Source organism: Streptomyces sp. CLV115, assembly GCF_038448545.1.
In the GTDB taxonomy this organism is placed as follows: domain Bacteria; phylum Actinomycetota; class Actinomycetes; order Streptomycetales; family Streptomycetaceae; genus Streptomyces; species Streptomyces sanglieri.
Genome location: NZ_JBCEWQ010000224.1, coordinates 1 through 10,435 on the forward strand (window position 1 = coordinate 1; position 10,435 = coordinate 10,435).

General features: G+C 70.8%; 12 protein-coding genes. 3 read left to right on the forward strand and 9 right to left on the reverse strand.

Annotation, left to right across the window (positions count from 1 at the left end; translation table 11 throughout):
* Both AADR41_RS39085 and AADR41_RS39090 read right to left on the reverse strand, forming a co-directional pair.
* On the reverse strand, positions 1–635 hold a 635-nt coding region (locus AADR41_RS39085), incomplete at its 3' end, for a TerD family protein (RefSeq protein WP_342286983.1).
* Positions 636–742: 107 nt separating this feature from the next.
* The gene (locus AADR41_RS39090; protein WP_259928766.1) at positions 743–1,366 is read right to left on the reverse strand and encodes a M48 metallopeptidase family protein; all 624 of its coding nucleotides are present in this window, start codon (positions 1,364–1,366) and stop codon (positions 743–745) included.
* A 236-nt stretch (positions 1,367–1,602) separates the two neighbouring features.
* On the opposite strand from AADR41_RS39090, the gene AADR41_RS39095 reads away from it, so the two are divergent.
* On the forward strand, positions 1,603–2,748 hold the full coding sequence (locus tag AADR41_RS39095) for a ThiF family adenylyltransferase (RefSeq protein ID WP_342286985.1): 1,146 nt from the start codon (positions 1,603–1,605) through the stop codon (positions 2,746–2,748).
* 41 nt (positions 2,749–2,789) lie between these two features.
* Positions 2,790–4,250, forward strand: a complete 1,461-nt coding sequence (locus tag AADR41_RS39100; RefSeq protein WP_342286987.1) for an ABC1 kinase family protein — start codon at positions 2,790–2,792, stop codon at positions 4,248–4,250.
* 39 nt (positions 4,251–4,289) lie between these two features.
* On the opposite strand, the gene AADR41_RS39105 is transcribed toward AADR41_RS39100, so the two are convergent.
* The 5 genes from AADR41_RS39105 to AADR41_RS39125 all read right to left on the reverse strand — a co-directional run bounded on the left by AADR41_RS39105 (position 4,290) and on the right by AADR41_RS39125 (position 8,279).
* Positions 4,290–4,505 (reverse strand): hypothetical protein, encoded by a 216-nt coding sequence (locus AADR41_RS39105; protein WP_342286995.1) that lies wholly within the window; start codon positions 4,503–4,505, stop codon positions 4,290–4,292.
* Between the two features lie 179 nt (positions 4,506–4,684).
* Entirely contained in the window at positions 4,685–5,008 is a 324-nt protein-coding gene (locus tag AADR41_RS39110; protein WP_342286988.1) for a hypothetical protein, read from the reverse strand.
* Between the two features lie 32 nt (positions 5,009–5,040).
* Complete coding sequence (locus tag AADR41_RS39115; protein ID WP_124716511.1) at positions 5,041–5,409, reverse strand: WhiB family transcriptional regulator; 369 nt, start codon at positions 5,407–5,409, stop codon at positions 5,041–5,043.
* A 173-nt stretch (positions 5,410–5,582) separates the two neighbouring features.
* On the reverse strand, positions 5,583–5,918 hold the full coding sequence (locus AADR41_RS39120; RefSeq protein ID WP_342286989.1) for a hypothetical protein: 336 nt from the start codon (positions 5,916–5,918) through the stop codon (positions 5,583–5,585).
* Positions 5,919–6,083: 165 nt separating this feature from the next.
* Complete coding sequence (locus AADR41_RS39125; RefSeq protein ID WP_342286991.1) at positions 6,084–8,279, reverse strand: ATP-dependent DNA helicase UvrD2; 2,196 nt, start codon at positions 8,277–8,279, stop codon at positions 6,084–6,086.
* Between the two features lie 543 nt (positions 8,280–8,822).
* Between AADR41_RS39125 and AADR41_RS39130 the strand changes: the two genes are divergently transcribed.
* Entirely contained in the window at positions 8,823–9,077 is a 255-nt protein-coding gene (locus AADR41_RS39130) for a mycoredoxin (protein ID WP_342286992.1), read from the forward strand.
* A gap of 93 nt (positions 9,078–9,170) precedes the next feature.
* Here the strand turns inward: AADR41_RS39130 and nudC are convergent, their stop codons facing one another.
* Positions 9,171–10,118, reverse strand: coding sequence for an NAD(+) diphosphatase (gene nudC, locus AADR41_RS39135; RefSeq protein ID WP_259928770.1), 948 nt, complete (start codon positions 10,116–10,118; stop codon positions 9,171–9,173).
* 44 nt (positions 10,119–10,162) lie between these two features.
* Positions 10,163–10,435: M20/M25/M40 family metallo-hydrolase (locus AADR41_RS39140; protein WP_342286993.1), on the reverse strand; the 273-nt coding region annotated here is incomplete at its 5' end.

A 10,435-nucleotide genomic window follows, 5' to 3' on the forward strand; every position in this document is an offset into this window, starting at 1 on the left:
GGCGCGGACGGGGCCCCGAAGGACGGGGCGGGGGCCGGTGCGGCGGCCTGGGCCGGCGGGGCGAACGAGGGCGCCGCGGCCTGCGGCTGAGGTGCGGCGGGCTCCTCCTCGGCGATCTCGCCGCCGAAGTTCTTCAGCAGCGCGTCGAGGCCGCCGTCGAAGCCCTGACCGACCGCGGCGAACCGCCAGACGTCCTTCAGGTAGAAGTCGCCCAGCATCACCGCGCGCTCGGTGGTGAACTCCGAACCGTTGAAGGCGTACCTGACGACTTCCTCGCCACCCGCGACGACCCGGATGTATCCGGGGCCGACCTGGGACATCTGTCCGGCCCCGTCGACCGTCGCGGTGAACGACAGCTTGTGGATGTGCGCCGGAATGCGGTCCAGGGTGACGCGGAACGACTCGGTGTCGCCGGCCTGGGCGCCGAGGAGCTGAATGGACTCCTCGGGCGATTTAGGCTGATTGAAGAAGATGAAATACCGGTCGTCGGAGAGCTGCTCATTGGCGTCGAGGCCGAAGCAGCTGATGTCAAAGGTCAGTCCCTGACCGGCGATCTGCACACCTACGTACAGATCCGTCCCCGGCGTGAGATCGCTGATCTTGGCCTTGTGGCCGCGTTGGAATTCCCTGGCCATGCGTAACGACCGTCCCCCATCCCGAATGTGAATGCGTCGCGCCAGGCTAACCGCAAAGTCCGACATCGAGCTAAGTCGGTACACACCCGGTACAGAATCGGCGGACGTCACTCACCGCGCGCGGCGGGCAGTTGGGGCAGCCGGTCGGCCGCCACCACGCCCTCCAGGTAGCCACGCGCCCGCTCGGTACGCGGGTACGCCTCCAGCAGCCGCCAGAAGCGCGGACCGTGACCGGGAACGAGCAGGTGGGCCAGCTCGTGGACCAGCACGTAGTCGACGACGTACTCGGGCATGCCCTGCAAACGGTGCGACAGACGGATGCTGCCCTCCGCCGGGGTGCAGGACCCCCAGCGGGTGTTCTGGTTGGTCACCCACCGCACCGAAGCGGGTCTGGCCCGGCCCTCGAAGTACTGGGCGGACAACCGCTCGGCGCGCTCGGCGAGTTCGCTGTCGCCGAAGACGCGTCTGCTCTCCTGCGCCGCGAGCTTGTCGAGCATCACGTTCACCCAGCGCTGCTCCTCGGCCTCCGACATCCGGGCCGGGATGAGCACGATGGTGCGGTCGCCCTCCCGGTACGCGGAGACCGTTCTGCTGCGGCGGTTGCTCCTGCGGACCTCGACCGCGCTCGTTGCCGAGGCGCGGGGCGGACGGTCCGTCGCGCTGCGCTGCTGGGTTCCGGCACTGCGCGCGGGGGTCTCCCCGGCGATTCCGGGGGACGGGTCGGCGGGCACGCCACGACGTTACCCGGTGGCGGCGCGGGAAGTTCCGTCTCCGGACGGTTCACGCTTGATCCACTCCATGGCATGCACCATTTGAACGACTAATACCCCATGCCTGTGGATAACTTTCTGCACATTTCGGCGCCGGACTGCATTCTGGCAACGGATCTCGCGAAGATCACGGGCAGCGGCCCGCGAGCGGGGATCAGGGAACCGCAGGGATCAAGGAACTCAGACCGGGGGTAGCCGTGCATCCGATGTTGAAGCCCGCACTGCGCCGCGCATGGCGCAGCCGGGGCACCGTGCAATTCGGCGTGACTCGCTCCCATGCCGTGAACTTCGGCCCGCTGGATATCGCCACGGGCTGTTTTCTGGAACTGCTCGACGGAACACGCGGCCTCCCGCTGCTGCGCGAGGAGGCCCGCGCGCTGGACCTGTCCGACCATCAAGTGGAGACCTTGGTGCACAGGTTGATGAGCGCGGGACTGATCGACGACGTACGGGCCGCCGGCCCGGAGGCCGACGCGCTACGGAACAGGCCGGGCGCCCTGGACCGGCACCGCCCCGATCTGGCATCGCTCTCCGTCGTCCATCCCGAACCGGGCGGCGGGATGCGGCGGCTGGCGGCCCGTCGGGCGATGCGGGTCCAGGTGCGGGGTGCGGGACGGGTCGGCGCCGCGATCGCGGCGGTGCTGTCCGGGTCCGGGGTGGGCCGGGTGGAGGTCCTGGACGGCGGGCACACCGAGCCGTGCGACATCTCGCCCGGCGGGCTTCCGCCGGCGTCCGTCGGGGAGCGCAGGGACACCGCCGCCCGGCAGTTGGTGCGCAGATCCGCGGCGGGTCCGGCTCCTCGGGCGGCGGAGACGGCGGGCTCCCCGGCCGGTGGCGAGCCGGGTCTGTCGCTGATCGTGACGGCCCCTCGCGACGGCTTCACCGCCTACGTCCCCGACCCCCGTGCGGCCGAACCGTGGATCGCGTCGGGAACGCCTCATCTGTACGCCGGGGTGATGGAGGCGACGGGGTTCGTCGGCCCCCTGGTCCTGCCCGGGGGTACGGCCTGCGCCGGATGCCTGGCGCTGGACCGCGCGGCCGGGGACGAGGACTGGACGAGGATGCTGTCCCAGTGGCAGTCCGGGCGGCGAACTGCCGTGCAGGCCTGTGACCTGGGGCTGGCAACGGCGGTCGCGGGGCTCGCGGCGGCCCATGCGCTGTCCTTCCTGGACGGCGAACTGCCCGCGAGCACGGGGACCCGCTGGGAGGCCGCACTGCCGCTGTTGGACTGGCGGGCCGAGCGGTTGAGGCCTCACCTCGGCTGTTCCTGTGGAGCGGCTGGGCACACTGACCGGGAGGGCTCCTCCGGGACCGGAGCGAAGCAGGACACAATGGCCGGGTAACCGCCGCACGCGGTACGGCAGTCTGGGATTTGGAGGGGCTCGTGTCTGATCTACCCCGGAAAGCGGTCACCCGCACCGCCAAGTTGGCCGCCCTGCCTCTGGGCTTCGCCGGCCGTGCCACGTGGGGCCTGGGCAAGCGCATCGGCGGGAGATCGGCGGAGCTGGTCGCCAGAGAGGTGCAGCAGCGCACCGCGGACCAGTTGTTCAAGGTCCTCGGTGAGTTGAAAGGCGGGGCGATGAAGCTCGGGCAGGCCCTGTCCGTCTTCGAGTCGGCCCTGCCCGAGGAGGTCGCCGGACCGTACCGCGCGGCGCTCACCAAGCTCCAGGAAGCCGCACCCCCCATGCCCAGCGATACCGTGCACGCGGTGCTGGCGGAGCGGCTGGGTGAGGACTGGCGGGAGTTGTTCCTCGAATTCGAGGACAAGCCGTCGGCCGCCGCCTCGATCGGCCAGGTGCACCGGGCGGTCTGGCACGACGGTCGCAACGTCGCGGTGAAGGTGCAGTATCCGGGCGCGGGCGAGGCACTTCTCTCGGATCTGACCCAACTCAGCAGATTCGCCCGCCTGCTCGGCCCGCTGATTCCCGGGATGGACATCAAACCGCTCATCACGGAGTTGCGCGACCGGGTCTCGGAGGAACTGGACTACGAGCAGGAGGCGGGCTCGCAGCGGGATCACGCCGAGGAGTTCGCGGACGACCCGGACGTCGTGATCCCCGGTGTGGTGCACCAGTCCGACCAGGTGCTGGTGACGGAGTGGATGGACGGTGTCCCGCTGTCCGAGGTGATCACGGAGGGCACACCGGAGCAGCGGGACCGGGCGGGGCAGCTGCTGGCGCGCTTCCTCTTCTCGGGGCCCGCGCGCACCGGCCTGCTGCACGCGGATCCGCATCCGGGCAACTTCCGGCTGCTGCCTCCGGACGAGGGGACCGGCGAGGACGGGCAGTGGCGGCTCGGAGTGCTGGACTTCGGGACGGTCGACCGGCTGCCGGGCGGTCTGCCGCAGACCATCGGGGACTCGCTGCGGCTGACGCTGGCGGGCGAGGCGGAGGCGGTGTACGAGCTGTTGCGCGAGGAGGGGTTCGTCAAGGACACGATCGACCTCGACCCGGACGCGGTGCTCGACTATCTCCTTCCGATCATCGAGCCGGCGCAGCTGGAGGAGTTCACGTTCACCCGGAGCTGGATGCGCAATCAGGCGGCGCGGATCGCGGATCCCCGCTCCCCCGCCCACCAGCTCGGCAAGCAGCTGAATCTGCCGCCCGCCTATCTGCTGATACACCGGGTGACGTTGAGCACGATCGGCGTGCTGTGCCAGCTGGGTGCGACGGTGCGGCTGCGCGACGAGCTCGAATCCTGGTTGCCGGGCTTCCTGCCGGAGGACGAGCCGGTGCAGGAGCCCGCCGTGCGGGAACCCGAGGTGCAGGAGCCCGCGGTCCGGGAACCCGAGATGCAGGGAGCCGCGGTGCACGAGTTGGCGGGAGACGCGCCTCTGGGGGCGTAGGCCCGGAGCTGCGTGGCTGGAGGCCTGCTGCCGGGCGGGTCACCACCAGGCGGAGTCCAGCCTGCTCTCGATCGACCTGATGTGGGTGCGGGCGCACTCTTCGCAGAAGTACTGGCGTCTGCCGTTCTCCACGGAGCAGATCCAGGTCGGCGGTGCGGTCTCGCTCTCGGCGGAGCTGCCGCACAGGGTGCAGGTGATGACCGCGGCGTCGCTCTGCGCGGGTCGCCGGATCCGGTGCTGGTTCTCCTCGTCCACCTCGTGACGATAACTCCGTCGCCGCCGCTTCGCGCGGCGCCACCGCACAGCACGACCGCGGGGCCGGTCCGTCTCGGACCGCCCCCCCCCCCCCCCGCGGAAGGGGTACTGACTGTGGGTACTGAGTGCTGCCGGGCAGAGCGGCTGCCCGGCAGCGGGTACTGCGGTGTGCGGCCGGCTCAGTGCATGACGGCCATGGCCAGCGCCCGGCGGGCGCGCATCGAAGCGCGCTCGGCCCGGCGCTGCATACGGCGCGCGTTGACCAGGCGTACCGCCTGGCGCTCCGTGTCGGCCTCCCTCATGCGGTCGTGCATATGAGCACGAGCCAGGGCTTCTGGGATGAGTTGCATCTCGCGGGTCCTGTTCTGACGCGAGTCGTTCGCGCCGATGATCTTGACGTTCGGTGTTGCGGAGCCGACGGGCTCATTCGTGGGGACGGACATTGCTGCCTGATTTCGGGGATCGTGGGTGTGGGGGCGGTCGATGGTGCCGATGCGCTTCATGGGTTTGGGGGCCGGGGCCCCCAGTCCGGCGATCACGCCGCGACCGGGTTCTTGCGCGGACGACCACGCGGCCGCTTGCGAGCGACGACGACGCCCTGGATGAAGAGCTCACCGCCCCAGACGCCCCACGGCTCGCGACGCTCCTTGGCGCCGGCGAGGCAGGCCTCGACGAGCGGACAGGTGCGGCAGAGGGACTTGGCGTACTCGACGTCGGCGGGCGACTCCGCGAAGAAGACCTCCGGGTCGTAGGAGCGGCACGGGACGGGCACGCCGAGGTTCTCGATGGCGTCGTCGAGCGCGGTGAGCGCAGTGAGGGGGAACAAGGTGGAGTCCTCCGTGAGGCCGGGCGGCGGGATCGTGTCGGAAGGCGGTACGGACGGGGCGTGCGCTTCGAGTTGCACGGTGGGTGGTGTCCTCGTCTGGTCGTTCCGGCCTGTTGGCCGGGTGGCGGCTGGTACCGGGTGTTGCTTGTCCCGAGGCTCCTTCGCGCTGTCTCGTCCGTTCGGACAAAACAAAAGGGCCGCGGATCCCGAGTGGGGTTCCGCGGCCCTGAAGGCGCCGGCCTGATGGTGAATCAGGCTGGATCACTCCAGGGTTCAGGCCCACGGAAGGCCCACATCGTGTGGTGCTGCATCGTCTGCTTCTTGGCGCCGGATTCCGCTCCCGCACCGACGGCCGCAAAGGCATAGGCCTGGGCCTGTCCCTTCGCTACTGCTGCTGCCGGTGCCTGAGCCGGTCGCTCATTGCGCTCCCGCACGGGGAGGCTCGCCAGGGACAGCGGACGTGCGGCAGAGATGCCGGACAGACCGGTGCCACGGAGCGAGGACTCGGAAGAGCAGGCGAGGCCGAGCGAGCAGGCGGAGACGACCGAGAGATCGGTCACTTTGTTGGTCTCGATGATGCTGATCACTTCAATCGCCTCCTCTCGGCGTCTCGGGCGGACCGGCGGGCCGGTCCTACGTATTCGGATAAGTACAGCACAGGACCAGGGCTTCAGAGAAGTCGCTGTTCCCGTGGTTAAGAACCTATGGTGATGACTGGGGCAGGCGCAAACTATTTTTTCGACGAGTTCTTCTCACATCTCGTCAGCCGCCTGCCCGAGCACCTCCTCAACCGTCTCACCTGCGCAAATGGCCAGGACGGCGGTACCGAACCGGCCCAGCTTCCGCGCGCCGACACCGGAAATCACCGCCAGTTCGCCCTCGCTGCCCGGTACGGCCTCGGCGATCGCCATCAGCGTCTTGTCCGTGAACACGCAGAAGGCGGGCTGGCCGATCTCCTTCGCCCTGACCTCCCGCCAGTCGCGCAGCCGCTCGTACAGCGCCTCGTCCATGTCGGAGGGGCAGTCCTCGCAGCGCATCAGCTTCATCTCGCCGGCGTCGGTGAGGGTTCTGCCGCAGACCCGGCACCGGGCGGGGCCGCGACGGCCGCGCTTGGCGACCGGTCCCGCCGCGCCCCGCTCGATCCCGCCGCCACCGGCCGTGCCGCGCGCGCCGAGGGGCGCCGAGCCGGGGCGCAGGCCGTTGAGGAAGCGACTCGGGCGCCGCCCGGCGCGACCGCCGGGCGAACGGGACAGCGACCACGACAGCGAGAGGTGGAGGCGGGCCCGGGTGACGCCGACGTACAGCAGCCGGCGCTCCTCCTCGATCTGTTCGTCGGTCCTGGCGTAGGTGATCGGCAGCATGCCCTCGGTCAGGCCGACCAGGAACACGGCGTCCCACTCCAGGCCCTTCGCGGAGTGGAGCGAGGCGAGGGTGACGCCCTGGACCGTGGGGGCGTGCTGGGCGGCGGCCCGCTCGTCGAGCTCCGCCACCAGGTCGGAGAGGGTCGCGCCCGGCTTGGCCCGTTCGAAGTCCTCGGCGAGCCGGACCAGGGCGGCCAGCGACTCCCAGCGGTCGCGCACCGCTCCCGAACCCGCGGGGGGCTCCTGGGTCCACCCCTTGGTGGAGAGCACCGCGCGCACTTCCGCGGGCAGCCCCTCCGCGTCGTCGAGCAGGGAGTCGTTGCCCCCGGCTCGGGCGGCTCCGCGCAGGGCGACTCCGGCCTCGCGCACCTCGGCCCTTTCGAAGAACCTCTCCGCGCCCCGCAGCTGGTACGGCACGCCCGCGTCCGCCAGGGCCTGCTCGTAGACCTCGGACTGGGAGTTGATCCGGTAGAGCACGGCGATCTCGCCGGCCGGGACTCCCGCGGCGATCAGATCGCGGATCCGGCGGGCGGTGCCCTCGGCCTCCGAGGGCTCGTCCGCGTACTCCGTGTAGGCGGGCTCGGGGCCGGGCTCGCGCTGCGAGACCAGTTCGAGCCGGTGCTCGGCGGCGCGGCCGCGGGCCTGGCCGAGCAGACCGTTGGCCAGGTGGACGACCTGGGGGGTGGAGCGGTAGTCCCGGACCAGCTTGACCACGGTCGCGCCGGGGTGGCGGGTGCGGAAGTTCAGCAGGTGGTCGGGGGTGGCTCCGGTGAAGGAGTAGATCGTCTGGCCGGCGTCGCCGACGACGCACAGGGTGTCCCGGTCGCCGAGCCAGAGGTCCAGCAGCCGCTGCTGGAGCGGGCTGACGTCCTGGTACTCGTCGACGACGAAGTGCTGGTACTGGCGGCGGACGTGGTCGGCGATGTCGTGGCGGTCCTGGAGGATGGCGACGGTGAGGAGCAGCACGTCCTCGAAGTCGATCACCGAGCGGTCGCGCTTCAGCTCCTCGTACGTCGCGTAGATCTGGGAGATCTCGGCCGGATCGCGCGGGGCCTCGCGCTGGGTCTTCGCGACCACGGCCGGGTAGTCGCCGGGCACGGTCTGGGTGACCTTGGACCACTCGATCTCGCTGGTGACGTCGCGCAGCTCGTTGCGGTCGAGGCGGATGCGGCAGCGGGCCGCGGCCTCGGCGACCAGCTGGACCTTGCGCTCCAGCAGCCGGGGCAGGTCGCCGCCGACCGCTTTCGGCCAGAAGTACTGGAGCTGGCGCAGGGCGGCGGAATGGAACGTCCGGGCCTGGACCCCTCCCGCGCCGAGCTGGCGCAGCCGTCCGCGCATCTCACCGGCGGCCCGGTTGGTGAACGTGACGGCGAGCACACTCGTGGGCTGGAGTATCCCGGCGCGCACCCCGTAGGCGATGCGATGGGTGATCGCGCGCGTCTTGCCCGTACCGGCTCCGGCCAGCACACACACCGGGCCGTGCAGGGCCGTGGCGACCTCGCGCTGCTCGGGGTCCAGGCCGTCGAGCACGGCGTCGGCCGACTCGGGGACCGGAGGGAAGAGGGAGGAATGCGTTGCTGCTGTCACCCCGCCATGCTGCCAGGTCGGGCGAGGCGGACGCGGAGGTTGTCCACAGGGGAGGCGTATCCGTCGTACTAATCCGCGGTGGCCTCGGCCTGCTCCGCGGTGAGCTCGGCATCCACCCGCGAACCGGCTCCCGGGCCGGCCGGGACGACACCGGTGCGGGACGACACCGGTGCGGGACGACACCGGTGCGGGACGACACCGGTGCGGGACGACACCGGTGCGGGACGACACCGGTGCGGGGCGACAGGTGCGGAACGGCGACGGTACGGGACGATGCCGATGCCGATGCCGATGCCGATGCGTGTGCGGATGCGGATGCGGAACGGCGGCGCACGGGACGACGGCGGTGCCGGTGCCGTTCCGGGCGGCGGTGGCGGGAATGGTGGTTGCCTCGCGTACGTTCTTCTTCCGTGCGGTGACGCACGGTCCGGCTTTTCCGCGTGACGGATGTCTCCGCGTGCCGGATGAGACGGACGGGCTCGGACAGGTTCGGACGAGACCGGGAAGACCGACGAGACAGACGAGACAGAGGAGCGCCTAGACATGTCGGGCACTGTGACGATGTACAGCACCACGTGGTGCGGCTACTGCCGCCGGCTCAAGAGCCAGATGGACCGCGAGGGCATCGCATACACCGAGATCAACATCGAGCAGGACCCGCAGTCCGCGGCCTTCGTCGAGAAGGCCAACGGGGGCAACCAGACCGTTCCCACCGTTCTCGTGGTCGGTGGCACGGGTGCCGAGGCCGTCATGACGAACCCGTCGCTGGCTCAGGTGAAGCAGGCGCTCGCCGCCTGATCCCCGGCGCTCCCGCGTACGGCGACGCCCCCTCCGGTCGAGCACCGGAGGGGGCGTCCGCGTACGGGCCGGGGTCGCCGGCCCACTCGGGCGTCAGCCGACGCTGCCCGGCTTCGGGAGCGGCTTGCCGTACCAGAGCTCGATCAGGCGCGCCGCGATCGAGATGCCGTACGGGGGCAGGATCTCGCCCGATTCGAAGGCGGCCTTCAGGTCCTCGCGGGAGAACCAGCGGGCCTCCTCGATCTCCTCGCCGTCCACATTGATCTCGGACGAGGTGGCCCGGGCCATGAAGCCGAGCATCAGGCTCGACGGGAACGGCCAGGGCTGGCTGGCGATGTACTCGACCTCGCCGACCGTGACCCCCGCCTCCTCGAACACCTCGCGCGCCACGGACTGCTCGATCGACTCCCCCGGCTCGACGAAGCCGGCGAGCGTCGAGAAGCGGCCCTCGGGCCAGTGCACCTGGCGGCCCAGCAGCGCCCGGTCCTGGTCGTCGGTCACGAGCATGATCACCGCGGGGTCGGTGCGCGGGTAGTGCTCTGCACCGCAGGCCGGGCAGCGGCGGATGTGGCCGGCCGCCGCGATGACCGTGCGTTCGCCGCAGCGGGAGCAGAAGCGGTGCAGGCGCTGCCAGTTCTCCAGGGCCACCGCGTGCACCATCAGTCCCGCGTCGCGCGGGCCGAGCAGCAGACCCGCCTCGCGCAGCCCGGCCGGGCGGGCCGGCTGGTCCATGCGGCCGGGCAGGGAGTCCTTCTGGAGCGCGAAGTAGCTGACGCCGTCCTCGTCGGTGCCGAGGAAGTAGCGGTGGGTCTCGGTGACCGGGGCCTCGAAGGCCGGGGTCATGACGATCTCCGTGCCGCCGTCGGCGGTGTCGTCGATCAGCACCTGGCCGCCGGAGACGACGAACACGCGGGTGGTCGGGTGGCTCCACGCGGCGGACAGCCATGCCTCGTCGAGGCGGTGGTGCGCGGCGCGGTCGATGCCGCTGGGCGCGGTGAGACCGATGGGCCGGTCTGCGGTGGCGTTGTCGAAGGTGCTCACAGGTGCTTCCTACTCCCCCGGGATGGATCGGGTGTTCAGAGGATTCAGCGGAGTGCGGCGGCCAGCTCGCCCCAGAGGTGCGCGGTCGTCTCCACGCCCTTGAACAGAAGGTCCAGCTCGACCTTCTCGTCGGGGGCGTGCCAGCCGTCGGACGGTACGGAGATGCCCAGGAAGAGGACGGGTGCGCCGAGCACGTCCTGGAGGTCGGCGGCGGGCCCCGAGCCTCCTTCGCGGGTGAAGAGGATCTTCTGGCCGAAGGCCCGTCCCATGGCGCGGGCCACGGCCTGCAGGGCGGGGTGGTCCAGCGGGGTCAGGCA